This is a genomic window from Corynebacterium sp. MC3, assembly GCF_900099485.1.
GTDB lineage: Bacteria > Actinomycetota > Actinomycetes > Mycobacteriales > Mycobacteriaceae > Corynebacterium > Corynebacterium pseudogenitalium.
Window position 1 is genome coordinate 119,733 of the sequence record NZ_LT622814.1, and the last position, 24,253, is coordinate 143,985.

General features: G+C 59.3%; 22 protein-coding genes. 14 read left to right on the top strand and 8 right to left on the bottom strand.

Annotation, left to right across the window (positions count from 1 at the left end):
* Positions 1–11: 11 nt before the first annotated feature.
* The 4 genes from rplL to BQ4436_RS05330 all read left to right on the top strand — a co-directional run bounded on the left by rplL (position 12) and on the right by BQ4436_RS05330 (position 9,282).
* The gene (gene rplL / locus BQ4436_RS05315) at positions 12–401 is read left to right on the top strand and encodes a 50S ribosomal protein L7/L12 (protein ID WP_070363121.1); all 390 of its coding nucleotides are present in this window, start codon (positions 12–14) and stop codon (positions 399–401) included.
* A gap of 92 nt (positions 402–493) precedes the next feature.
* Positions 494–1,420, top strand: coding sequence for a cell envelope lipid trafficking protein PgfA (locus tag BQ4436_RS05320; protein WP_070975784.1), 927 nt, complete (start codon positions 494–496; stop codon positions 1,418–1,420).
* A 294-nt stretch (positions 1,421–1,714) separates the two neighbouring features.
* Positions 1,715–5,212, top strand: a complete 3,498-nt coding sequence (locus BQ4436_RS05325; protein WP_070975786.1) for a DNA-directed RNA polymerase subunit beta — start codon at positions 1,715–1,717, stop codon at positions 5,210–5,212.
* 71 nt (positions 5,213–5,283) lie between these two features.
* On the top strand, positions 5,284–9,282 hold the full coding sequence (locus tag BQ4436_RS05330) for a DNA-directed RNA polymerase subunit beta' (RefSeq protein WP_070477529.1): 3,999 nt from the start codon (positions 5,284–5,286) through the stop codon (positions 9,280–9,282).
* Between the two features lie 80 nt (positions 9,283–9,362).
* Here BQ4436_RS05330 and BQ4436_RS05335 read toward each other — a convergent pair whose 3' ends face one another.
* Both BQ4436_RS05335 and BQ4436_RS05340 read right to left on the bottom strand, forming a co-directional pair.
* A complete protein-coding gene (locus BQ4436_RS05335; RefSeq protein WP_083290831.1) occupies positions 9,363–10,025 on the bottom strand; it encodes an anaerobic ribonucleoside-triphosphate reductase activating protein in 663 nt (220 codons plus the stop codon).
* Positions 9,991–11,775 carry a ribonucleoside triphosphate reductase gene (locus BQ4436_RS05340; protein ID WP_070975788.1) on the bottom strand — a complete coding sequence of 595 codons (1,785 nt, stop codon included), beginning with the start codon at positions 11,773–11,775 and terminating at the stop codon, positions 9,991–9,993. The genes BQ4436_RS05335 and BQ4436_RS05340 overlap by 35 nt, the downstream gene beginning before the upstream one ends.
* 406 nt (positions 11,776–12,181) lie before the next feature.
* Between BQ4436_RS05340 and rpsL the strand changes: the two genes are divergently transcribed.
* From rpsL to tuf, 4 genes are all read left to right on the top strand, one after another.
* A complete protein-coding gene (gene rpsL / locus BQ4436_RS05345; RefSeq protein WP_070363116.1) occupies positions 12,182–12,553 on the top strand; it encodes a 30S ribosomal protein S12 in 372 nt (123 codons plus the stop codon).
* A gap of 6 nt (positions 12,554–12,559) precedes the next feature.
* Positions 12,560–13,027 (top strand): 30S ribosomal protein S7, encoded by a 468-nt coding sequence (rpsG, locus tag BQ4436_RS05350; protein ID WP_070363115.1) that lies wholly within the window; start codon positions 12,560–12,562, stop codon positions 13,025–13,027.
* A gap of 240 nt (positions 13,028–13,267) precedes the next feature.
* On the top strand, positions 13,268–15,388 hold the full coding sequence (fusA, locus tag BQ4436_RS05355; RefSeq protein WP_070363114.1) for an elongation factor G: 2,121 nt from the start codon (positions 13,268–13,270) through the stop codon (positions 15,386–15,388).
* 313 nt (positions 15,389–15,701) lie between these two features.
* Positions 15,702–16,892: an elongation factor Tu gene (tuf, locus tag BQ4436_RS05360; RefSeq protein WP_070363113.1), complete on the top strand. Its 1,191-nt coding sequence runs from the start codon at positions 15,702–15,704 to the stop codon at positions 16,890–16,892.
* Positions 16,893–17,571: 679 nt separating this feature from the next.
* Here the strand turns inward: tuf and BQ4436_RS05365 are convergent.
* Genes BQ4436_RS05365 through BQ4436_RS05390 form a run of 6 tightly spaced genes read right to left on the bottom strand, consistent with a single transcriptional unit; the run spans position 17,572 to position 20,564 of the window.
* Positions 17,572–18,132: an Asp23/Gls24 family envelope stress response protein gene (locus BQ4436_RS05365; RefSeq protein ID WP_070363112.1), complete on the bottom strand. Its 561-nt coding sequence runs from the start codon at positions 18,130–18,132 to the stop codon at positions 17,572–17,574.
* Positions 18,133–18,726, bottom strand: a complete 594-nt coding sequence (locus BQ4436_RS05370; protein ID WP_070975789.1) for a hypothetical protein — start codon at positions 18,724–18,726, stop codon at positions 18,133–18,135.
* Complete coding sequence (locus tag BQ4436_RS05375) at positions 18,713–19,498, bottom strand: Asp23/Gls24 family envelope stress response protein (protein ID WP_070975791.1); 786 nt, start codon at positions 19,496–19,498, stop codon at positions 18,713–18,715. Before BQ4436_RS05375 ends, BQ4436_RS05370 begins: the two co-directional genes overlap by 14 nt.
* Complete coding sequence (locus BQ4436_RS05380) at positions 19,498–19,698, bottom strand: hypothetical protein (RefSeq protein WP_070363109.1); 201 nt, start codon at positions 19,696–19,698, stop codon at positions 19,498–19,500. Before BQ4436_RS05380 ends, BQ4436_RS05375 begins: the two co-directional genes overlap by 1 nt.
* Before the next feature lie 57 nt (positions 19,699–19,755).
* Positions 19,756–20,067: a hypothetical protein gene (locus BQ4436_RS05385; RefSeq protein WP_070363108.1), complete on the bottom strand. Its 312-nt coding sequence runs from the start codon at positions 20,065–20,067 to the stop codon at positions 19,756–19,758.
* Positions 20,068–20,069: 2 nt separating this feature from the next.
* On the bottom strand, positions 20,070–20,564 hold the full coding sequence (locus BQ4436_RS05390) for an Asp23/Gls24 family envelope stress response protein (protein ID WP_070363107.1): 495 nt from the start codon (positions 20,562–20,564) through the stop codon (positions 20,070–20,072).
* A gap of 566 nt (positions 20,565–21,130) precedes the next feature.
* Between BQ4436_RS05390 and rpsJ the strand changes: the two genes are divergently transcribed.
* The 6 genes from rpsJ to rpsS are packed head-to-tail and all read left to right on the top strand — an operon-like array spanning position 21,131 to position 24,252.
* The gene (gene rpsJ / locus BQ4436_RS05395; RefSeq protein ID WP_003848085.1) at positions 21,131–21,436 is read left to right on the top strand and encodes a 30S ribosomal protein S10; all 306 of its coding nucleotides are present in this window, start codon (positions 21,131–21,133) and stop codon (positions 21,434–21,436) included.
* 43 nt (positions 21,437–21,479) lie between these two features.
* The gene (gene rplC, locus BQ4436_RS05400) at positions 21,480–22,136 is read left to right on the top strand and encodes a 50S ribosomal protein L3 (RefSeq protein WP_070363106.1); all 657 of its coding nucleotides are present in this window, start codon (positions 21,480–21,482) and stop codon (positions 22,134–22,136) included.
* Positions 22,133–22,789 (top strand): 50S ribosomal protein L4, encoded by a 657-nt coding sequence (gene rplD, locus BQ4436_RS05405; RefSeq protein WP_070975793.1) that lies wholly within the window; start codon positions 22,133–22,135, stop codon positions 22,787–22,789. Before rplC ends, rplD begins: the two co-directional genes overlap by 4 nt.
* Complete coding sequence (rplW, locus tag BQ4436_RS05410) at positions 22,790–23,095, top strand: 50S ribosomal protein L23 (RefSeq protein ID WP_070363104.1); 306 nt, start codon at positions 22,790–22,792, stop codon at positions 23,093–23,095.
* 25 nt (positions 23,096–23,120) lie between these two features.
* A complete protein-coding gene (rplB, locus tag BQ4436_RS05415) occupies positions 23,121–23,960 on the top strand; it encodes a 50S ribosomal protein L2 (protein ID WP_070363103.1) in 840 nt (279 codons plus the stop codon).
* A 16-nt stretch (positions 23,961–23,976) separates the two neighbouring features.
* The gene (gene rpsS, locus BQ4436_RS05420) at positions 23,977–24,252 is read left to right on the top strand and encodes a 30S ribosomal protein S19 (RefSeq protein ID WP_070363102.1); all 276 of its coding nucleotides are present in this window, start codon (positions 23,977–23,979) and stop codon (positions 24,250–24,252) included.
* Position 24,253: the final 1 nt, after the last annotated feature.

The following is a 24,253-nucleotide window of genomic DNA, read 5'->3' on the forward strand; positions in this document are numbered from 1 at the left end:
AGGAAGCCACCATGGCTAAGCTGTCTAAGGACGAGCTCATTGAGCAGTTCAAGGAAATGACCCTCATCGAGCTTTCCGAGTTCCTGAAGGAATTCGAGGAGGTCTTCGACGTTACCGCTGCTGCACCAGTTGCTGTTGCTGCTGCTCCGGGCGCTGCTGGCGGCGACGCTGCTGCTGCAGAGGAGAAGGACGAGTTCGACGTTGTTCTCGAGGACGCTGGCGCCAAGAAGATCGGTGTCATCAAGGTTGTCCGCGAGCTCGTTCCGGGCCTGGGCCTGAAGGACGCCAAGGAAATGGTCGAGGGTGCTCCAAAGGCTATCCTCGAGGGCGCAAACAAGGACGATGCAGAGGCTGCAAAGGCCAAGCTGGAAGAGGCTGGCGCAAAGGTTACCCTCAAGTAATCTCGCAGGCTGCATAGCTTTTCGACGAACACCCCGTTGCCACGTACTGTGACTGGCGGGGTGTTTCGCGTTGTGTGCTAAGATTTCGCACCATGCTGCCCAAATCCAGGATCATTGCTTCGTTGTTGGCGGGCCTCGGTATTGCGTTGTTGGTTGGCGGTCTGCTGGCCCCGCGTGTGCTGAACTCGGGCGCGAAGCTACCGCTGGACCTTGGGGCGGTAACGCTGACAATGGCCGATTCTGACGGCACCCGCGAGGGCGAGCCGTCCCCGGTGGTGCACCAGCTGCACATGGAGGTGCAGAATCCGGCGGGCAAGGACTCTGCCAGCGTGCGCGTGGGGGACACGTTGCGTGCGGGGGACGCGGGTACGGACTTTGAAAACCTTGTCGGCGCGAGCACGTGGACGTATACCTTGAACCGTGAAACCGGTGAGGCGCAGGGACCGGCAAAGGTCCAGCTTGTGATGGCGATGCCGGCCGTCGATGTCCCGGTGGAGGGGTCGTGGCTGAAGTTGCCATCGCCGGTGAAGCAGGAGACGTCCCAGGTGTTCGACCCGGTGTTGCGTGGGGCTGCTCCCGCGGAGTTCGTCGCAGAGGAATCGGTTGCTGGGCGCACGGTGCTGCGGTTCCGGCAGGTCATTGCGCCAACGAACGTGGCGCAGCGGTACGCGGATATGCGAAACACGTTGACCGTCGAAGGGGAAGAAGGTGAGCCGGTCCGCACGTTCTATACGCATAGCGCGCAGCGCGAGTTGTTGGTTGATCAGATCACCGGCGTGGTCGTGGGGATGCAGGAGCGCGTCAACGACTATTATGCTGACGTGGACGGCAATGAGGTCCAGGGCATTGTTTCCTACGACGCCGCGATGGACGAGCAGCAGACGGCCGAGCTCATCTCGCTTCTCGACGGCGCCTACGGACCTTCCACGCAGCAAGCCTTCACATGGGGCGTGCTCGGTTTGGGTGGTGCGCTGACCTTGATTGGTCTGGTTGGCGCGTTGTGGCCGCGTCGGCGTTAGCGTCGCGCCTGCGTTTAGTGCTAAGCTTCCCCGCGACGGCATTGAATCGGGGGATTGTTGCTGCCCTTTACAACATTGGGTGCATTGTGTAAACTCATTCGGTGCACTGGAAGCCGTCTCCAGTCCGCTATGTCAACCTTGCTTTGTTGGCGTCGAGAATTTTCGAAGCGCTGACTTGACAAGGTGATTTTGCTGTCTCTGGGGGCGGGTATTCCGAAGCAGACCGAATGCTAATCTACCCAGCGGAAACGCCGATTTTTACAGAGCCAGAGTAGAGATCGGCGTCCGCCTTAGGTGCTGGAAGGACCCAACTTGGCAGTCTCAAACCAGACCATGTCAATGGCTGAAATTCCCGGGGCTCCCGAACGTTATTCGTTCGCGAAGATCGCAGAGCCGATCGCTGTCCCGGGTCTTCTTGATGTACAGCTTGAATCTTTCGCGTGGCTTGTTGGTACGCAGGAGTGGCGTGAGCGTGAGCAGGAAGCTCGCGGCGCCGACGCGCGTATCACGAGTGGCTTGGAGGACATTCTCGAAGAGATTTCTCCAATCCAGGACTACTCGGGCAACATGAGCCTGACGCTGTCCGAGCCGCGCTTCGAAGATGTCAAGGACACGATCGACGAGTGTAAAGAAAAAGATATTAACTACTCCGCGCCGTTGTATGTGACGGCGGAGTTCATCAACAATGAAACCCAGGAGATTAAGTCTCAGACGGTGTTCATTGGTGATTTCCCGCTGATGACGGACAAGGGCACCTTCATCGTCAACGGCACTGAGCGTGTTGTTGTTTCGCAGTTGGTGCGTTCGCCGGGCGTGTACTTCGACGAGACGATTGATAAGTCGACGGAGCGGCCGCTGCACGCGGTGAAGGTGATCCCTTCGCGCGGTGCGTGGTTGGAGTTTGACGTCGATAAGCGTGACACGGTTGGTGTGCGTATTGACCGTAAGCGTCGTCAGCCAGTGACGGTGCTGCTGAAGGCGCTTGGTTGGACGACGGAGCAGATCACGGAGCGCTTCGGCTTCTCCGAGATCATGATGTCCACCCTCGAGAATGACGGTGTGGCGAACACCGACGAGGCGCTGCTGGAGATTTACTGCAAGCAGCGCCCGGGCGAGCAGCCGACGCGCGACCTCGCGCAGTCCCTGCTGGAGAACTCGTTCTTCAAGGCGAAGCGCTACGACCTGGCACGAGTTGGCCGTTACAAGATCAACCGCAAGCTCGGTCTTGGCGGCGACCACGACGGCCTGATGACGCTGACCGAGGAAGACATCGCGACGACCCTCGAGTACCTGGTGCGCCTGCATGCAGGTGAGCACGAGATGACTTCCCCAGAGGGCGAGGTCATTTCGATCAACACGGACGACATTGACCACTTTGGTAACCGTCGTCTGCGCACGGTAGGCGAGCTGATCCAGAACCAGGTCCGCGTTGGTCTGTCCCGCATGGAGCGCGTTGTGCGCGAGCGCATGACGACGCAGGACGCGGAGTCCATCACGCCGACCTCGCTGATTAACGTCCGCCCGGTTTCCGCGGCGATCCGCGAGTTCTTCGGCACCTCGCAGCTGTCGCAGTTCATGGACCAGAACAACTCTCTGTCTGGTCTGACGCACAAGCGTCGTCTGTCGGCGCTGGGCCCTGGTGGTCTGTCGCGTGAGCGCGCCGGCATTGAAGTCCGAGACGTGCACCCGTCGCACTACGGCCGCATGTGCCCGATTGAGACGCCGGAAGGCCCGAACATTGGTCTGATCGGTGCGTTGGCTTCCTACGCACGCGTCAACGCGTTCGGCTTCATTGAGACGCCGTACCAGAAGGTCGAAGACGGCAAGCTGACTGATACGGTCCACTACCTGACCGCGGACGAAGAGGACCGCTACGCAATTGCGCAGGCGGCCACCCCGATGGATAAGGACGGCAACCTAACTGGTGAGCGTATTGAGGTCCGCCTGAAGGACGGCGACATCGGCGTCGTTGGCCCGAAGGGCGTGGATTACCTCGACATTTCCCCACGCCAGATGGTGTCCGTGGCAACGGCGATGATTCCGTTCCTCGAGCACGATGACGCGAACCGTGCCCTCATGGGTGCGAACATGCAGAAGCAGGCTGTGCCGCTGCTGCGTTCTGAGGCCGCGTACGTGGCCACCGGTATGGAGCAGCGTGCTGCGTACGATGCTGGCGACACGATTATTTCAGCGAAGGCCGGCGTCGTCACGAATGTGACGGGTGACTTCATCACCGTCATGGATGACGAAGGCATCCAGGACACCTACATGCTGCGCACGTTCGAGCGCACGAACCAGGGCACCTGCTACAACCAGGTTCCGATCGTTGACCATGGTCAGCGTGTTGAGGCTGGCCAGGTGCTGGCTGACGGTCCTGGCACCAAGAACGGTGAGATGGCGCTCGGCCGCAACCTCCTGGTTGCGTTCATGCCGTGGGAAGGCCACAACTACGAGGACGCGATCATCCTGAACCAGCGCGTGGTTGAGGACGACATTCTGACCTCCGTGCACATCGAAGAGCACGAGATCGACGCCCGCGACACCAAACTGGGTGCAGAGGAAATTACCCGCGAGATCCCGAACGTGTCCGAGGACGTGCTGAAGGACCTCGACGAGCGTGGCATTATCCGCATCGGTGCGGACGTGCGTGACGGTGACATCCTGGTCGGTAAGGTCACCCCGAAGGGTGAGACCGAGCTGACTCCGGAGGAGCGTCTGCTGCGCGCCATCTTCGGTGAGAAGGCCCGCGAGGTCCGCGACACCTCCCTGAAGGTGCCGCACGGTGAGACCGGTAAGGTCATCGCGGTTCGTCGCTTCTCCCGCGAGGACGACGACGATCTGTCCCCAGGCGTCAACGAGATGATTCGCGTCTATGTTGCGCAGAAGCGCAAGATCCAGGACGGCGACAAGATGGCTGGCCGCCACGGCAACAAGGGTGTCGTGGGCAAGATTCTGCCGCAGGAAGACATGCCGTTCATGGAGGATGGCACCCCGGTGGACATCATTCTGAACACCCACGGTGTGCCGCGTCGTATGAACATTGGCCAGGTCCTTGAGGTACACCTCGGTTGGTTGGCGAAGGCTGGTTGGACGGTCAACCCGGACGATCCTGCGAACGCTAAGCTGCTCGAGACGCTGCCTGAGCATCTGTACGACGTCCCGCCGGAGTCGCTCACCGCGACCCCAGTGTTTGACGGCGCGACGAACGAGGAGATCGCTGGTCTGCTGGCGAATTCCAAGCCGAACCGCGACGGTGACGTCATGGTCGATGAGAACGGCAAGACCACGCTGTTCGACGGCCGCTCCGGCGAGCCATTCAAGTACCCGATTTCCGTCGGCTACATGTACATGCTCAAGCTGCACCACCTGGTTGACGAGAAGATTCACGCTCGCTCCACTGGTCCGTACTCCATGATTACCCAGCAGCCGCTCGGCGGTAAGGCCCAGTTCGGTGGCCAGCGCTTCGGTGAGATGGAGGTGTGGGCGATGCAGGCATACGGTGCCGCCTACACGCTGCAGGAACTGCTGACGATTAAGTCGGATGACGTGGTTGGCCGCGTGAAGGTGTACGAGGCCATTGTGAAGGGCGAGAACATCCCTGACCCGGGTATTCCGGAGTCGTTCAAGGTGTTGCTCAAGGAGCTGCAGTCGCTGTGCCTGAACGTTGAAGTCCTTTCGACGGACGGCACCCCGATGGAGCTCGACGGCGATGATGACGACTTTGATCAGGCCGGTTCCTCCCTTGGCATCAACCTGTCACGTGACGAGGGCTCCGCGGCGGATACCGCCTAAGCCAGGAACGAACGAAAGAATCTATCCAACTGCAATCCTCCCCGTCGTTGGGGAGGTGAAAGGGAATTTACGTGTTTGACGTAAACCTCTTCGACGAGCTTCGCATCGGCCTGGCTACTGCTGACGACATCCGTCGTTGGTCGCATGGTGAGGTCAAGAAGCCCGAAACGATTAACTACCGCACGTTGAAGCCGGAAAAGGACGGCCTGTTCTGCGAACGCATCTTCGGTCCTACCCGTGACTGGGAGTGTGCGTGTGGCAAGTACAAGCGTGTCCGCTACAAGGGCATCATTTGTGAGCGTTGTGGCGTCGAGGTCACTAAGTCGAAGGTTCGCCGTGAGCGCATGGGCCACATTGAGCTGGCCGCACCGGTGACCCACATTTGGTACTTCAAGGGCGTCCCATCGCGCCTGGGCTACCTGCTGGATCTTGCTCCGAAGGATCTGGAGCGCATCATTTACTTCGCCGCGAACATCATCACCAGTGTTGATGAGGAGGCGCGTCACAACGACATGTCGACGCTCGAGGCGGAGATGCTGCTCGAGAAGAAGGAAGTCGAGCAGGACGCGAATGCCGAGATTGCGGAGCGTGCGCAGAAGCTGGAGGAGGACCTCGCTGAGCTCGAGGCTGCCGGTGCGACTGCTGCTGCCCGCAAGAAGGTGCAGAACGCTGCTGACAAGGAGATGCAGCACATCCGCGAGGCCGGCGAGCGCGAGGTTGAGCGCCTCGACGAAATTTGGTCCACCTTCCAGAAGCTTGCTCCGAAGCAGATGATTATCGACGAGTTCCTCTACGAAGAGCTCGTGGACCGCTACGAGGACTACTTCACTGGCGGCATGGGTGCTGAGGCGATCCAGACGCTGATCCGCAACTTCGACCTCGAAGCTGAGGCGGAGGAGCTGCGCACCATCATCGCTGAGGGCAAGGGCCAGAAGAAGGTCCGCGCACTGAAGCGCCTGAAGGTCGTGGCTGCGTTCCAGCGTTCCGGCAATGATCCTGCCGGCATGATCCTGGACGCGATCCCGGTGATCCCACCGGAGCTGCGTCCAATGGTGCAGCTGGACGGCGGCCGTTTCGCCACCTCGGACCTGAATGACCTGTACCGTCGCGTGATTAACCGCAACAACCGTTTGAAGCGCATGATTGACCTGGGTGCCCCAGAGATCATCGTGAACAACGAGAAGCGCATGCTGCAAGAGTCTGTCGACGCCCTCTTCGACAACGGCCGTCGAGGCCGCCCTGTCACGGGCCCAGGCAACCGTCCGCTGAAGTCCCTGTCTGACCTGCTGAAGGGTAAGCAGGGTCGCTTCCGCCAGAACCTGCTGGGTAAGCGTGTGGACTACTCTGGCCGTTCGGTCATTATTGTTGGTCCGCAGCTGAAGATGCACGAGTGTGGTCTGCCGAAGCTGATGGCGCTCGAGCTGTTCAAGCCGTTCGTGATGAAGCGCCTCGTGGACAATGAGTACGCGCAGAACATTAAGTCGGCGAAGCGCATGGTGGAGCGCCAGCGCCCTGAGGTGTGGGACGTCCTCGAAGAGGCGATTTCCGAGCACCCGGTGCTGCTGAACCGTGCGCCAACCCTGCACCGTCTTGGCATTCAGGCGTTCGAGCCGAAGCTGGTCGAGGGTAAAGCAATCCAGCTGCACCCGCTGGCCTGTGAGGCGTTCAACGCTGACTTCGACGGTGACCAGATGGCAGTCCACCTGCCACTGTCCGCGGAGGCGCAGGCAGAGGCCCGCATCCTGATGCTGTCCTCGAACAACATCCTGTCCCCGGCATCCGGCAAGCCACTGGCGATGCCTCGCCTGGACATGGTGACCGGCCTGTACTTCCTGACCATGGAAAAGGGCGAGGACGAGATCGGCGGCGAGGGTCGTTTCACCCCAGCCGACGAGAACGGCCCAGCCAAGGGCGTGTACTCCTCCTACCGTGAGGCCATCATGGCCTACGACCTGGGCGTACTTGGCCTGCAGGCACCGATCAAGGTGCGCATCGACCACCTGCGTCCGACGATTGAGATTGAAGCTGAGCAGTTCCCAGACGGCTGGTCGAAGGGCCAGGCTTGGATGATGGAGACCACCCTTGGTCGCATCATGTTCAACGAGCTGCTTCCGTTCAACTTCCCGTACCAGGAAGGCGCGATGGTCCGTAAGGGCGGCGGCGCTGGCAAGGTGCTGTTGGGCGACATCATCCAGTCGATGGTGGAGAAGTACCCAATGATTACCGTTGCCCAGACGCTGGACAAGCTGAAGGACGCCGGTTTCTACTGGGCGACCCGTTCCGGCGTGACCATCTCCATGTCCGACGTGTTGGTGCTTCCGAACAAGACGGAAATCCTCGAGCAGTACGAGCAGCGCGCCGAAGAGATCGAGCGCAAGTACTGGGAGAAGGGTGCCCTGACCGAGGAGAACCGCTACGACCGTCTCGTGGAGCTGTGGCAGGACGCCACCAACCAGGTCGGTGAAGCAGTTGAGGCGCTGTACCCGGATGACAACCCGATTCCGATGATCGTGAAGTCTGGTGCTGCCGGTAACATGCGTCAGATCTGGACCCTGGCCGGCATGAAGGGCATGGTCGTGAACTCGCGCGGTGAGTACATCACCCGCCCGATCAAGACCTCCTTCCGCGAAGGCCTGACAGTGATGGAGTACTTCAACAACTCCCACGGTTCCCGAAAGGGCCTGGCGGATACGGCACTGCGTACCGCAGACTCCGGCTACCTGACCCGCCGTCTTGTCGACGTCGCCCAGGACGTCATCGTCCGCGAGCACGACTGCGGCACCCGCCAGGGAGTCAAGGTTCCAGTTGCGCAGCTTGCCGGTGAGAAGTTCGTCCGCGACGAGTTCGTCGAGACCTCCGTCGCTGGCCGAGTACTGGCATCCGACGCGAAGGACGCCGAGGGCAACGTTGTGCTCGAAGCCGACGCTGAGCTTTCGGAAGAGCGTATCGACGCCCTCGTCGCCGCCGGTGTCGAAGAAGTCAAGGTCCGCTCCGTCCTGACCTGCCAGACCCCAACCGGCGTCTGCGCGAAGTGCTACGGCAAGTCCATGGCATCCGGCAAGCTTGTCGACATCGGTGAAGCCGTCGGTATCGTGGCTGCACAGTCGATTGGTGAGCCTGGTACCCAGCTGACCATGCGTACCTTCCACCAGGGTGGTGTCGGTGGCGACATTACCGGTGGTTTGCCACGTGTTCAGGAGCTGTTCGAGGCCCGCGTGCCGAAGAACTGCGCCCCGATCGCATCCGTGGCCGGCACCGTCACCCTCGAGGACGAAGGCAACTTCTGGACGCTCACCATCCACCCGGATGACGGCTCCGACGTTGTGGTCTACGAGAAGCTGTCGAAGCGCCAGGGCCTCGCACAGGTCCGCCGCCCGATGGAGTCCAACCCGAACGCGATGATCGAGCGCTCCCTGCGTGAAGGCGACCACGTTAACGTGGGCGACCGCCTCCTGCGCGGCGCTGCTGACCCGCACGACGTGCTCGAGGTCCTCGGCCGCCGTGGTGTGGAGAAGCACCTCATCGACGAAGTGCAGGCCGTGTACCGCACCCAGGGTGTGTCCATCCACGACAAGCACATCGAGATCATCATCCGCCAGATGCTGCGACGCGGCACCGTCATCGACTCGGGTACCACCGAGTTCCTGCCGGGTACACTTGTGGATCTGTCGGAGGCACGCCAGGTCAACGCTGCAGCTGTTGCAGATGGTGGCGAGCCAGCAGAGATGCGCTCCGAGATCATGGGTATCACCAAGGCCTCCCTGGCAACCGAGTCCTGGCTGTCCGCCGCTTCGTTCCAGGAGACCACGCGTGTGCTCACGGACGCTGCTATTAACAAGCGTTCTGACCAGCTGATCGGTCTGAAGGAGAACGTGATCATCGGTAAGTTGATCCCGGCTGGTACCGGTATCTCGCGCTACCGCAACATCACGGTCAAGCCGACGGAAGCCGCCCGCTCCGCCGCCTACTCGATCCCGTCCTTCGGCGACGGCATCTACGGCGACGAGGCATACGGCGACTACACCGGCGCCTCCGTCCCACTGGAGGAATACGGGTACGACCAGATCTAGTGACTCTGGCTTATAGCTAGGTCTGCTACCCCAGCACCAGCGCCCCGCCCCCTGAACCCAGGGAGGCGGGGCGCTTTGCCTTAGTCGCTGTACACGCCGTGGGCGTCAACTCCGCGAGCCCACTGCAATACCAGCGCGTGGCCCCGCTGTGCGGCGGCGTCCTGCAGCTGGTCGATGTTTTGCTCGATGACGGACCCCGGCCACAACGTAGTACGCAGCTGCAGTTCCATGCCATGTTCGCGGGCCGCGGCGCACACGATGTCGAGGCTTTCCCACATCCGTGCGGCCACCACGCTGGTGACACCAGCGACCGAGGGTAAGTGCGCGGGAAGCGCCTTGACGTCGAACCCGATCCAGTCGGGGCGGGTAGTCGAGTCAGCGAGAATGGAACCCAGCCTCGCGGGGACATAGCCACTCGTGTGTAGCCCGACGGGAAACCCGATCTCATGAGCCGCGGCAATCGCTTCGCCGAGACCTGCGCATGCGAGTGGTTCGCCGCCGGAAATGACGAGGGCGTCAATAAGTCCGTGTCGAGCCCGCAGTAAGTCGAGCACTTCCGAGAAATCGTGGGGAGCAGGAGTAAATTCCTGCAAGCTAGGGTTGTGGCAGTAGCTGCAGCGCAGTGGGCAGCCTTGTGTGAATGCCGTGACCGTGAGACGGCCGGGCCAGTCGGTGGCGGAGAACGGAATGATCCCCGCCACCGGCAGGTTAGGCGAAGGCTTCTGCGAAGTAGTGACGCTCAGCGAACTCACCCTTCTTCCCAGTGTTGAAGCTTTGCACGGGCCGGAAGTAGCCCATTACGCGCGTCCACATTTCGGTGGCGCTTCCGCAGTGCGGGCATTCGGGGTGCTCGCCGGAGATGTAGCCGTGGTTTGCGCAGATGGAGAACGTCGGCGTGATAGTGATGTACGGCAGGCGGAAGGTTTCTAGGCTGCGTCGTACGAGCTTGGCGGTTGCTTCGCCACTGGACATTGCTGCGCCCATGTACAGGTGAAGCACCGTGCCGCCGGTGTACTTCGTTTGCAGGTCCTCCTGGGCGGCGAGCGCCGCGAACGGATCTGGAGTGTGCGCAACAGGCAGCTGGGAGGAGTTGGTGTAGTACGGCTGCTCCTCGGTACCTGCCTGGATGATGCCGGGATAGCGGGCACGGTCCTCGCGTGCGAAGCGGTACGTTGCGCCTTCCGCGGGGGACGCTTCTAGGTTGTAGAGGTGCCCTGTACGTTCCTGAGCTTCCGTGATGCGGGCATTGATGTGGTCGAGCAGGCGCGCCACAAGTGCATGGCCTTGGGGGTCGGTGATGTCGTAGGCGTCGTGCGTGAAGTTGCGTACCATTTCGTTGCAGCCATTGACCCCGATGGTGGTGAAGTGGTTGTCAAACCCCGGTAACCACCGTTTCGTGTACGGGTATAGCCCCTTATCGAAGCAATCTTGCACAAACGCGCGACGCCGCTCCAGCGTATCGACAGCCACCTCGATCAACTCGTCAACCCTGCGCAGTAGTGCAGCCTCATTGTTGGGGAAGAGGTACCCGAGGCGTGCGCAGTTCAGGGTGACTACGCCAATGGAGCCAGTGAGCTCCGCGGAACCGAACAGGCCGTTTCCGCGCTTGAGTAGCTCACGCAGGTCGAGTTGGAGGCGGCAGCACATCGAGCGGATCATGCCTGGGTCCAAATCCGAGTTGAGGAAATTTTGGAAGTAGGGGAGGCCGTACTTGCCAGTCATGTCGAACACGGCTTTCGCGTTTGGCGAGCCCCAGTCGAAGTCCTTGGTGATGTTGTACGTCGGGATGGGGAAGGTAAATGGTCGGCCGTCGGCGTCGCCTTGGGACATAACCTCAATGAACGCGCGGTTGATCATGTCCATCTCTTCTTGGAGCTCGCCGTAAGTGAAGTCGACAGGGTCTCCACCGATGAACGGAGTCTGCTCAGCGAGGTCCTGAGGGCACGTCCAGTCAAATGTAAGGTTTGTGAACGGAGTCTGCGTCCCCCAACGCGAGGGAACGTTGAGGTTGAAGACGAACTCCTGCATGTGTTGCAAGACGTCCTCGTAGGTGAGCGAGTCCAGCCGTACGAATGGTGCCATGTAGGTATCGAAGCTGGAGAACGCCTGCGCGCCAGCCCATTCGTTCTGCAGTGTGCCGAGGAAGTTCACTACTTGTCCGCACGCGGAGGAGAAATGTTTTGGTGGCAGAGAAGATATCGTGCCAGGTACCCCTCCGAACCCTTCTTCAAGGAGCTGCCTCAATGACCACCCTGCGCAGTACCCGGAGAGCATGTCGAGATCGTGGATGTGGAGGTCGCCGTTGCGGTGGGCATTGCCGGCGACGTTGGAAAACACTTCGTCCAGCCAGTAGTTGGCGGTGATTTTGCCGGCGGAGTTGAGAATCATTCCGCCGAGCGAGTAGTCCTGGTTGGCGTTTGCGTTGATGCGCCAGTCAGCGCGGTGGAGGTATTCGTTGATGGTGGCTTGGGGGTCGACGTTGTTGGCGGCCATGCTGCTTCCTTTCTCTCGGTTCGTAACTAACGTAGCTGTAATTCCATTGGTCGTATTTAGTAGATATGGACACAAAGAATCACTGAGGTACAACATGTGGTAGCTGTGGAGATGTGCACCCTTGGTGGACGTCGGGCGATAGGTGTAGGTGTAGTAGCGCCTCTATAAACCCTCAGTACACCCTCGAACGGGGGCATCTACTGTGGAGGAAGTTTCGATTTTGCGAAGGTGGGGTAGCTCGTGATACTCTGTCGGACGGTTCACCACCTCAAGGTGAAGTGTCTGATCGTTTTCGCATAAACGTGGCGGAGCGTTCTGGACGTGCGGCAGGGCCCCGGGAAAGAGCCCTCATTTTTGCATGTTCAGGCGATTGTCCGCCTCAGCGTAAAAATTAGAAGGAAAATCTATGCCAACTATCCAGCAGCTGGTCCGCAAGGGCCGCCACGACAAGCGTGGCAAGGTAGCAACTGCAGCGCTGAAGGGTTCCCCGCAGCGTCGTGGCGTGTGCACCCGCGTGTACACCACCACGCCGAAGAAGCCGAACTCGGCGCTTCGTAAAGTTGCTCGTGTTCGTCTGACCTCCGGTATTGAGGTCTCCGCATACATCCCAGGTGAGGGCCACAACCTCCAGGAGCACTCCATGGTGCTTGTCCGTGGTGGTCGTGTGAAGGACCTCCCGGGTGTTCGCTACAAGATTATTCGTGGTTCCTTGGATACCCAGGGTGTCAAGGATCGTAAGCAGGCTCGTTCCCGCTACGGCGCAAAGAAGGGACAGTAATCAGAAATGCGTAAGCAGCAAGCTCCGAAGCGTCCCATCGTTAAGGACCCGGTATACAACTCTGAACTCGTGACCCAGCTGGTCAACAAGGTGCTTCTCGACGGCAAGAAGTCCACCGCTGAGCGCATCGTCTACGGTGCACTCGAGATCTGCCGTGAAAAGACCGGCACCGATCCGGTTGGCACCTTGGAAAAGGCACTCGGCAACATCCGTCCTGACCTTGAGGTTCGCTCCCGTCGTGTCGGTGGCGCTACCTACCAGGTTCCAGTCGAGGTGAAGCCAGTTCGTGCAACCACTCTGGCTCTGCGCTGGATGGTCACCTTCACGCGCCAGCGACGTGAGAACTCGATGATCGAGCGTCTCGCTAACGAGATCCTGGACGCATCCAACGGCTTGGGTGCATCCGTGAAGCGTCGCGAGGACGTCCACAAGATGGCCGAGGCAAACCGCGCGTTTGCTCACTACCGCTGGTAGTCGCCGGTAGGTCATATATGAGACAAAACGCCCGGACCATGCTGACACGGACAACGTGTGCACAATTGCATACGTGGTTACCCACCAATGTGGGTGCACGTGCGGCGTCCGGGTTTTTGTTTTGAAGTGACTTACAGGCTGGCTCTGCCCATCTTGGGCAAACAGTGGCACAATGAACTAGGTAAATATTCGCCAAGACGTGTGCAGCACGTCGACGACTTTTAAGTTGGGGTAAATAACGTGGCACAAGAAGTGCTTAAGGATCTGCACAAGGTCCGCAACATCGGCATCATGGCGCACATCGATGCTGGTAAGACCACCACGACAGAGCGCATTCTGTTCTACACCGGTATTAACCGCAAGGTCGGCGAGACCCACGACGGTGGCGCAACCACCGACTGGATGGAGCAGGAGAAAGAGCGCGGCATCACCATTACGTCCGCAGCAGTGACCTGCTTCTGGAATAACAACCAGATCAACATCATCGATACGCCGGGTCACGTGGACTTCACCGTTGAGGTTGAGCGTTCCCTGCGCGTGCTCGATGGCGCAGTTGCTGTGTTCGACGGCAAGGAAGGCGTTGAGCCGCAGTCCGAGCAGGTCTGGCGTCAGGCTGCAAAGTACGACGTTCCGCGTATCTGCTTCGTCAACAAGATGGACAAGCTGGGCGCTGACTTCTACTACACCGTTGGCACGATCGTCGATCGTCTCGGCGCGAAGCCGTTGGTAATGCAGCTTCCGATCGGTGCTGAGGATGACTTTGACGGCGTCGTTGACCTTCTCGAGATGAAGGCAATGCTGTGGCCGGGCAAGGTCGAGACCGGCACCCCTGCGCAGATCACCGAGATCCCGGACGATCTGAAGGAAAAGGCTGAGGAGTACCGTGAGAAGCTCGTCGAGACCGTTGCTGAGTCCGACGAAGAGCTCATGGAGAAGTACTTCGGCGGCGAAGAGCTCACGATCGAGGAGCTCAAGGCTGGCATCCGTAAGCTGACCGTTAATTCGGAAGTTTACCCAGTGTTCTGTGGTACTGCGTACCGCAACAAGGGTGTCGAGCCTGTGCTGGACGCCATCGTCGATTACCTGCCTTCTCCGCTGGATATCGGCGAGGTTCACGGCACCTCCGTCGACGGTGAGGAAGACCTCACGCGTAAGCCTTCCGTTGATGAGCCGTTCTCTGCACTGGCGTTCAAGATTGCTGTGCACCCGTTCTTCGGCAAGCTGACTTACGTGCGCGTGTACTCGGGCCAGGCTATCCCGGGCGAGAACATGATGAACTCCACCAAGCAGCAGCGTGAGCGCGTGGGCAAGCTCTTCCAGATGCACGCGAACAAGGAGAACCCGGTTGAGCACGCTGACGCCGGCAACATCTACGCGTTCATTGGCTTGAAGCACACCACTACTGGTGACACCCTGTGCAACCCTGATCACCCGATCATCCTCGAGTCCATGGACTTCCCGGATCCGGTTATTCAGGTTGCTATTGAGCCAAAGACCAAGGCTGACCAGGAGAAGCTGGGCACCGCTATTCAGAAGCTTGCTGAAGAGGACCCAACCTTCACCGTTCACCTGGATGAGGAGACCGGCCAGACCGTTATCGGCGGCATGGGCGAGCTCCACCTCGACGTCCTCGTTGACCGCATGAAGCGCGAGTTCAAGGTCGAGGCGAACATTGGTTCTCCACAGGTTGCGTACCGCGAGACCATCCGCAAGAAGGTGCAGTCCCTGGACTACACCCACAAGAAGCAGACTGGTGGTTCCGGTCAGTTCGCAAAGGTTATCGTTTCCATCGAGCCTTACAACCCGGATCCAGAGACCCTGGAAGAGGGCGAGAGCGCAACCTACCTGTTCGTCAACGAGGTCACCGGTGGTCGCGTGCCGAAGGAGTACATCCCTTCCGTGGATGCCGGTATCCAGGACGCGATGCAGTACGGCTACCTCGCTGGCTACCCGCTGGTCAACATCAAGGCAACCCTCGAAGACGGCGCTTACCACGAGGTTGACTCCTCCGAAATGGCCTTCAAGATGGCCGGTTCGCAGGTGCTCAAGGAGGCCGTCGCTAAGGCGAAGCCAGTGCTGCTCGAGCCGCTGATGGCTGTTGAGGTTGTCACGCCTGAGGAGTACATGGGTGACGTCATCGGTGACCTGAACTCCCGTCGTGGCCAGGTCAACTCGATGGACGACCGCTCTGGCGCCAAGGTTGTCAAGGCTGTTGTTCCGCTGTCGCAGATGTTCGGCTACGTTGGTGACCTGCGCTCCAAGACGCAGGGTCGCGCGAACTACACCATGGTGTTTGACTCCTACGGTGAAGTTCCGTCCAACGTCGCTCAGGAAATCATCGACGCCCGCAACGGTAACTAATCGCTGCTCCCTGCTTCTCGACGGCCTGCTCACGTGCCAGTGAGCGTGACCGGTAGAAGGAAGCGGGGATGGCCGCTAGTAGCGGTCGCGCTGGAATCGCCACAAGATTGAAGTGGTGGTTTGAGTCGGCCGTTACTCGCGACGAATGATCCCGGAACTTTCGGTCTGACGGTTTGAAAATCAGACTGGGAATCTCTAGGATCAGGTAACTGGCACATTGTGAATGAGCCGACGCCTTTTCGAAGGCAAAGGCAAATGTAAACCACGTGGCTGCGAAGGTCGTAGCCACCATGAAGTCCTAGGAGGACATACAGTGGCAAAGGCAAAGTTCGAACGTACAAAGCCGCACGTCAACATCGGTACCATTGGTCACGTCGACCACGGTAAGACGACCACCACGGCTGCTATCACCAAGGTGCTCGCTGACAAGTACCCGGAGGAGAACAAGTCCTTCGCGTACGACGCGATTGACAAGGCGCCGGAAGAGCGCGAGCGCGGCATTACCATTAACATTTCCCACGTCGAGTACAACACTCCTAAGCGTCACTACGCACACGTGGATGCTCCAGGCCACGCTGACTACATCAAGAACATGATCACCGGTGCTGCTCAGATGGACGGCGCAATCCTCGTGGTTGCTGCTACCGACGGCCCGATGCCTCAGACCCGCGAGCACGTTCTGCTTGCTCGCCAGGTTGGCGTTCCTTACATCCTCGTTGCCCTGAACAAGTGCGACATGGTCGACGATGAGGAAATCATCGAGCTCGTCGAAATGGAAGTTCGTGAGCTTCTCGCAGAGCAGGATTACGACGAAGAGGCTCCAATCGTTCACATCTCCGCTCTGAAGGCTCTTGAGGGCGAGGAGAAGTGGGTTGACTCCATCGTTGAGCTCATGGAAGCTTGCGACAACTCCATTCCGGACCCAGTTCGCGAGACCGACCGTGACTTCCTGATGCCGATCGAGGACATCTTCACCATTTCCGGCCGCGGTACCGTTGTTACCGGCCGTGTTGAGCGTGGCGTCCTGAACCTCAACGACGAAGTTGAGATCATCGGTATCCGCGAGAAGTCCACGAAGACCACCGTCACCTCCATCGAGATGTTCAACAAGCTTCTCGACACCGCTGAGGCTGGCGACAACGCAGCTCTGCTGCTCCGTGGCCTGAAGCGTGAGGACGTTGAGCGTGGTCAGGTTGTCATCAAGCCGGGCGCTTACACCCCTCACTCCAAGTTCGAGGGCTCCGTCTACGTCCTGTCCAAGGACGAGGGTGGCCGTCACACGCCATTCTTCGACAACTACCGTCCTCAGTTCTACTTCCGCACCACCGACGTTACCGGTGTTGTGCACCTGCCTGAGGGCACCGAGATGGTCATGCCTGGCGACAACGTCGACATGTCCGTCGAGCTGATCCACCCAGTCGCTATGGACGAGGGCCTGCGCTTCGCTATCCGCGAGGGCTCCCGTACCGTCGGCGCTGGCCGCGTCACCAAGATCCTCGGCTAATTCAGTCCGATAACGTGACGTAAAGGTCACTCCCCATCGGGGAGTGACCTTTTTCATGCCTACAGTGCGTTGGGAAGGCAATGGTTCTAGGACCACTATGTCCTGCAACTGGTCACCGTGCTGTTACTTCAGTGCATTGGGCACCGCCGACTTAAGGGACATTTTGTGTGTAACTAGCCGCGTCCAGCCCACCCCTTTCTCACGGCTAGACCGGGGTTCCACTGACGTTCATTGCCAGTATTGAATTCTTTCAGTCGCCCATTCAGCGCACCGCGGTGTGCAAGATCGTCTCTCGCCCCGCAGGCTGTATGGCAGCTCGCTTAATGGCATACCCCAACGCCTTGCTTCCCGGTCCTGTTCGTGCCCTGGCCAGTATCGTGCGCGCCCAGGGCTTTGCTCGTGTCCCTGGCAGTATGCGATCGCCCAACGCGTAGGGAGACCGGTTCTTGTTCCCTAGAGCCACCAATCTCGCTGCGCTACCCGCAGACTCGATACATCCCACAAGTCAGACGTCATCCGGCGTTCAATTCTCAAGACTGGCGAATGGAACTGTTTTGAAAACCATATCGGGAGTCCGGGAAGCCGAATAGATTTATACACACAAAATGTCCCTTAAGCCGCACCGTCTGGACACGAAAAGCTCCCCACCTGTTGGTGGGGAGCATTCGCGTGAGTCCTTTTAGGCGCTAACCTGGTCGAAGTGCAGCTTCCACAGGGTATCCACGTTCATTGTGTGGTTTGCCATTCGGAAGTCCTGATCGGCGCGCTCGAGAACGTCAACGACTTCGTCCAGCGAGAATGCTGGGTTGGCAATCGCAACGAATTCAACGGTCGGCCTGGTCTCGACCATCGCAACTTTGGCGTCGGCAGAGTTGATGATGGGGTCCATAGCCAAGTGGTGGCATGCGGCTTCGGCGACGCGTTTGACGTTGATTTCGGTTGTGCCATGCTCGGCGTCGGCTGCGGTGATGGCGCGGGTGGAGAACCCGCGGCTGCGAATATTTGCGATAATGGCCCACAGCCCGATAATTACCAGCACAACCGCACCGACGATCAACGCGGTGTTGTACCAGGAACGGTAGGGCAGGTTGCCGATCACCACTGGATCCACTTGCTGGATCCATTGGCTGACGTAGGGGATGTCCCAGAAGTATGCGAGTGGAACGAACCCGATGCAGAGCAACAAAACTCCGAGGATGAAGACGAGTATGCGGTCAAAGAACGCAAGTGTCTTGGTCATTTACTTCGCCTCCTGTTCAGCAACTGGTGCTGGCGCTTCGGTCTTGATGGTGATGGCGGGTACCTGCTCCAGACGCTGGAACTCACCAACGAGAGTTTCGTGCGCTTGCTGCTCTACCTCGGGGCGTTGCGTGTCGGTCTGCATTGTGAGTGTGACCTTCTTCCGGTCAGCCTTGGTGCGTGCATGATTAGCTCCGAACTGGGATGTTGCAAGGAATGTTGACTTCCGTGCGATGTCCACTGGTCGTGTCCAGATCGAAACTGGGGACTGCACGCGAAGGTGCGTCTTCTGGCGAGGTTTGAGCGATGCAACCACAAGCGCGAGCCCTACGAGCATCACAATGATGCCAACTGCGACGCCCACCCACGTGATGTCAATGAGATTCAACGTCAACTGGTCGTAGAGCTCGGGGAGCCACTCCGGTTGGTTGCTAGTTTCCTGGAGTCGCACCCAAGCGTCGTGCCCGGTAACAACGGCGCCCCCGAGGAACGCCAGGCCGGCGAGCACGGTGATCCAGCGTGCAACTGGGCTAGCTTTCGGTGCGGCAGCCGGGTGCGGGCCTACTGGGGCGACGGGTGTATTAGGTTCGGTCATAGTACTTCACCGCCGGTTTGATCGTAATTTCACGAAGCGGCTGAGGTTGCGGTGCCGATACTGTCGTCGGTGCCGCTGTGCGCTTCACGCGAATGGGCTTGAGCGGCGCAGGTTGCGGAACGCTCGGGCTATATACGCGCTGTTGGTGTGTTTGCACGCCAAGCAGCCGGGCAGGCTCCGGCGTTTGTGGACGGAAAACCCGCGTGGGCTGTGCTTCGAAGCCCTTGGTACGCACGGGGTACGGAGTCGGCGCGGCAATGGATTTCACAGAGACTGGCTCTGGAGCGTGGGTGTCCGTCAGGTCGTCGACAAGCGAGCGAGCGACGATATCGTGCAACGGTTCCGGCTCCTTCGTCGTCGGGGACTCCACGTCCAAAGGCTTGACCTTCAGCGGAGTCGGGATGATGAACGACTGGTGGTTTGCAACGTCGTCCCACGAGACGGGTTCACCGGCGTTCGCGGTGACGTTTGCCACCTCGATATTGACGCTGGAGACGTCAAGCCCAGTCAAGGTCCGGATGTGCGAGATGATCGTTGAACGCACCGCGTCCGTGATGGCAGCAATGGGGGCAGGGTAAGTAGTAGCGATCTCGGCTTCGACGGCCGCGGTGCCTGAAACTCGGTCCAGGCGGACATCGATTTGGGGAAAGCTGCGGCCTGCCAAACCTGCAAGCTTTGCGTCCATTTCGATCGTGCCGGGCACTGACGAAGCCGCCACCTCAGCAATCTGCGCGATGACGCGCTCACTGAGATGGAATTGGTTCGACGCCATTAGCTACGACCCTTGCCCGAGCTGGTGCTCAGGATTTCTGCGAGGTCCAGCTTGCCATCAAGCTGGGCGCCGACGACACCACCAATGACGGAGAAGAGAACGAGCCAAAGTAGCCCGAGTCCGCCGCCAAAGGTGACGAAGAAAGCAACGATAATGCCGATAATGACACCGGTTAACGCTTTGTTAGATAAAAGATTCATTGTTCACCACTTACTTGTAGTTGTGGGTACGCAACGCGGACGCCCTAACGGGCGTTCCTATTCGGCGTCGGCGACAACAACGTCGACGAAATCGACATCGGTGGCGCGCAGGGTAGCGGTGCGTACGTCGTCGGCGACGGAGTGAATGTCCCGTTCGCTCGAAACGTCGTAAATAAAGTTGACTTCAAGGCCGCGGAGGTTGGGGTCTGAGGATCGCGTCGCGGGTTTGAGCCCTTCGATCCGCTCGCCGGGTAGCAGGAGGGCAACTTCACCGAAGAACCCGCCATGCATACCCGCAACGCCGGGGACAGCCAAAATGGCGTCCCGGGCGGCTTCGGCCACCTCGCGGCTAACGGAGGTGTACGCCATAACTACTGAGCCAGCGCCTGGTTAGCGTTGTAGGCGGCCTCGTTGGACTCCTCGTTGTCCTGCTCCGGCAGGTGGACGTCGTGAACAGTGACGTCGACGCGGTCAACGATAAGGCCGGTCATGCGGGTCACAGCAACAGTGATGTTCTCGCGGATGGCGTTTGCGAGCTCGTGGATGGCGACGCCGTACTCCGCAATAATTGCAACAGCGACGGAAGCGTGGCCGTCCTCGACAACGACATCGACGCCCTGCTGAACATTGGTGGAGGAGGTCAGCGACTCGCGAACAGCACCCCACATGCGTGCAGCGCCACCGCCCAGGTTGTAAACTCCGGAAACTTCGCGGGCGGCGATGCCGGCGATCTTGCCGACGACGTTGTCGTCGATCATCGTGGTGCCGTGCTCAGTCTCAAGGTTGGAGTTGCGGGTGCGAACCTGCTCTGTCTCCTTTGCCTCGGTGGTGGCAGGAGTGTTCTCGGTTGCATTGTGGTCGGCCATGGAAAATCCCTTCGTCTATATATTGGGTAAAGAAAAGTACGACGGACAGACGCCCGTGTAAACACCCAGGGTACACAGCAACCAGCTAGCTTGCCTGAATCGATGCAAAAATTTCCGAATGGATATCACTCTGCAACCAAACTGAAATGTTCGGAGAAGGGGTTGCACTTCTTGCAAGAACGTGTTTTAATACTCGGGTTGCCTCGACATGATGGCCGCAAGGTTGTGATGGTGGGGTAAACATGACACCTTCCAAAGAAGGTTTTTATCTAGGTTAACTAGGTGAGAAACCGGAGAAGGGACATGGCAAATAAACAGCGGCAGTACGCAAGGGTCACGCACCCTTCCGAGTCTGACACCCCGATGCACGTGTGCACCGAGGCGGAAGCACTGAAGTAAGCGCGCAGTTTATTGTCGCGTTACTCACCTTCCGGAAGTGTCAAACAGTCAATGAAAACGACACTGGCGTTGAGCCATGGGCCCAGCCCGGACAACGTTATAGAGAAACTAGAAGCTACAACCCCACCGCTTCGTTCAGAATGTGGGGATGCGAGGAAGAGGTAAGCGTGGCGGGACAGAAGATCCGCATCAGGCTGAAGGCCTACGACCACGAAGCGATCGACGCATCTGCGAAGAAGATCGTTGAGACGGTCACCCGCACGGGTGCCCGCGTCGTTGGACCGGTGCCGTTGCCCACAGAGAAGAACGTGTACGCCGTTATTCGTTCTCCCCACAAGTACAAGGACTCTCGCGAGCACTTTGAGATGCGCACGCACAAGCGTCTCATCGACATTCTCGATCCGACGCCGAAGACGGTTGACGCGCTCATGCGTATCGACCTTCCTGCAAGCGTTGACGTGAACATCCAGTAATCACTAGAGATCCGACAACCTGTAAGTAGTGGAGAACTAATACATGTCTGATAACCAGATCAAGGGCATTCTGGGCACCAAGCTCGGCATGACCCAGATCTTCGACGACGAGAACCGTGTTATCCCGGTTACCGTCGTTGAGGCTGGGCCGTGCGTGGTCACCCAGATCCGTACACCAGAGACTGATGGCTACTCCGCCATCCAGATTGCTTACGGCGACATCGATCCCCGTAAGACGAACAAGCCAGAGGCTGGCCACTTCAAGAAGGCTGGCGTCACCCCACGTCGCTACGTAGCTGAAATCCGCATGGATGACACCTCTGCGTACGAACTCGGCCAAGAGATCACCGTCAATCTGTTTGACGGCGACGTCTTCGTCGACGTTGCTGGCACCACCAAGGGCCACGGCTTCGCTGGCGCAATGAAGCGTCACGGCTTCGCGGGCCAGGGTGCAGCACACGGTAACCAGGCTGCTCACCGTCGCGTTGGTGGCATTGGTGGCGCGTCTACGCCGGGTCGCGTGTTCAAGGGCAAGCGCATGGCTGGCCGTATGGGCGGTAACCGCGTTACTACCCAGAACCTGAAGATTCAACGCATCGACGGCGACAACAACCTCCTCCTCATCAAGGGTGCTATCCCTGGTGCGAAGGGTTCTGTTGTTACCGTCAAGACCGCAGTGAAGGGCGGTGCTCACGCATGACGAACCTGACGTTGAACGTCCACACCGCAGACGGAAAGACCAACGGTTCCGTTGAGCTTCCGGCAGAACTTTTTAACCGTGAAGCTTCCATTCCCCTGATGCACCAGGTTGTGACAGCTCAGCTGGCAGCCGCTCGTCAGGGCACTCACGCCACCAAGACCCGCGGCATGGTCCGCGGTGGTGGTAAGAAGCCATTCCGCCAGAAGGGCACCGGTCGCGCTCGTCAGGGCTCGATCCGCGCGCCACACTTCACCGGCGGTGGCATTGTCCACGGTCCGCAGCCGCGTTCTTACGCGCAGCGCACCCCAAAGAAGATGATCAAGGCTGCACTTGCTGGTGCACTCACTGATCGTGTTCGCAACGAGCGCATCCACCTCATTGAGGAGCTTGTTCCGGGCCAGAAGCCTTCGACCAAGTCTGCTCGTGCGTTCATTGAGCGTCTGACTGACCGTAAGTCGGTGCTGCTCGTGATCGGCCGTGAGGATGTTAACTCCCGTCTGTCCGCAAGGAACCTGCCGGGCGTCACCATTCTTGAGCCGGCGCAGCTGAACACCTACGACGTGCTGAACGCCGATGACGTTGTGTTCTCGGTTGAGGCGCTGCACACCTTCATCAACCGTGGCAAGGCTGAAGCTGCGGAGGAGGAGAAGTAAATGGCTAAGATCGTGAATTCCCGCGACATCATCATCGCGCCGGTCCTCTCTGAGAAGACCTACGCGCTGATGGAGCAGAACACCTACACGTTTTTTGTAGCGAAGTCTGCTAACAAGACCCAGATCAAGATTGCCGTGGAAGAGATTTTCGGCGTCGACGTCGCTTCGGTGAACACCGTGAACCGTGAGGGCAAGCGCAAGCGTTCCCGCACTGGTTTCGGTAAGCGCAAGGACACCAAGCGCGCCTACGTTACTCTCCGCGAGGGCAGCGATCCCATCGACATCTTCGGCGGCGCAGCCGTCTAAGTGACTCGATAGAAAAGGACAAAATATGGCTATTCGTAAGTACAAGCCGACAACCCCGGGTCGCCGTGCCAGCTCTGTTTCGGAGTTCGAGGAGCTTACCCGCTCCACTCCGGAAAAGTCGCTGCTGCGCCCGCTCCCGAAGAAGGGTGGCCGCAACACGCACGGCCACATCACCACTCGTCACCGTGGTGGCGGCCACAAGCGTCGCTACCGCGTGATTGACTTCCGTCGTTCGGACAAAGACGGCGTGCTGGCAAAGGTTGCTCACATCGAGTACGACCCGAACCGCACCGCTAACATTGCTTTGCTCCACTACTACGACGGTGAGAAGCGCTACATCATCGCTCCGAAGGGCCTGAAGCAGGGTGCCGTCGTTGAGGCTGGTCCTAACGCCGACATCAAGGTTGGTAACAACCTCCCACTTCGTAACATCCCGACCGGTACGACGATCCACGCTGTTGAGCTCAAGCCTGGTGCAGGTGCCAAGCTTGCTCGTTCCGCAGGCGCTTCTATTCAGCTGCTCGGTAAGGAAGGTTCCTACGCAGTGCTGCGTATGCCGTCCTCCGAAATTCGCCGCGTGGACATCCGCTGCCGCGCAACCGTTGGTGAGGTCGGCAACGCTGACCAGATCAACATCCGCTGGGGCAAGGCTGGCCGTATGCGTTGGAAGGGCTGGCGCCCAACGGTCCGCGGTGTTGTCATGAACCCTGTGGATCACCCACACGGTGGTGGTGAAGGTAAGACTTCCGGTGGTCGTCACCCAGTGTCCCCATGGGGCAAGAAGGAAGTTCGCACCCGCAACCCAAACCGTTACTCAAACAACATGATCGTGCGACGCCGTCGCTCGAAGAACAAGAAGCGTTAAGAGGAGGTAGTAAGACATGCCACGTAGCCTAAAGAAAGGCCCGTTCGTCGATGAGCACCTCCTCAACAAGGTGGACGCTCAGAACGATGCAGGCACCAAGCAGGTAATCAAGACCTGGTCTCGCCGTTCGACCATTCTCCCAGATTTCATCGGACACACTTTCGCCGTCCACGACGGCCGCAAGCACGTCCCGGTGTTTGTCGACGAGTCCATGGTCGGCCACAAGCTCGGCGAGTTTGCACCAACCAAGACCTTTAAGGGTCACGTCAAGGAACAGAAGGGACGTCGATAAG